This window comes from Ulvibacter sp. 2305UL32-6, from assembly GCF_058148545.1.
Genome location: NZ_JBYVKA010000076.1, coordinates 1 through 670 on the forward strand (window position 1 = coordinate 1; position 670 = coordinate 670).

Below are 670 nucleotides of genomic sequence, written 5' to 3' on the forward strand. Positions count from 1 at the left end.
GGTAGCAAATGTTGGCAGCGGCGTCGACGCGTGCGACTCGGAAGCCACGGCGAAGCCGTTTACGGGTTTATTCGGAATTAAAGATAGTTTATTTGTAGGAAATCAAATTCGATAAGCAACAAACCCGCCATTGGCTTTATACGTTGTTGCCTACAGGTTTTTTTACTTATAAATAATTTCTCTAATCTTTTCATTTTGAGTAATATATTCCGAATTGTATTTTTCCAATTCAGGATTTGATTCAAAAATCAGTTCGGAATTTTTGAAATAGTATTTTTTCTCAATTATTTTATTTTTTCCTTTACCACGATAAAATTTCACATTCAGTTTGGCAAAAATTAGTTGTCCATTTTGATAATAAAACTCAAATTGTTGGTATGTTTTTTTTTCAGCCTTATTGTAAATAATGCGGAGTGGATGATTTTCATTTTTGTCAAGACTATAAGCTTCCCAAGCACCATTTTTTCGAAAAATACTTTTATGAACAATTGTACCTTCCATAATTCCTTCCCAATAGTTTTCTTGTGTTTCGTTTGTAAGCTTTACTATTGAGTCAATTTTATTCAATTCAATTTCCAATTCAGACTTGAGGTTTTGTCCGAAGATTAAAAACGGAAAGAATAAAATTCCAATTGTGTATATTATTTTTCTTTTTTTCAAACTTGTAGGC

General features: G+C 31.5%; 1 protein-coding gene. It reads right to left on the reverse strand.

Annotated elements, in window-relative coordinates:
• Positions 1-162: 162 nt before the first annotated feature.
• Positions 163-660: a hypothetical protein gene (locus ACY2RU_RS17795; protein WP_490139832.1), complete on the reverse strand. Its 498-nt coding sequence runs from the start codon at positions 658-660 to the stop codon at positions 163-165.
• Positions 661-670 lie beyond the last annotated feature (10 nt).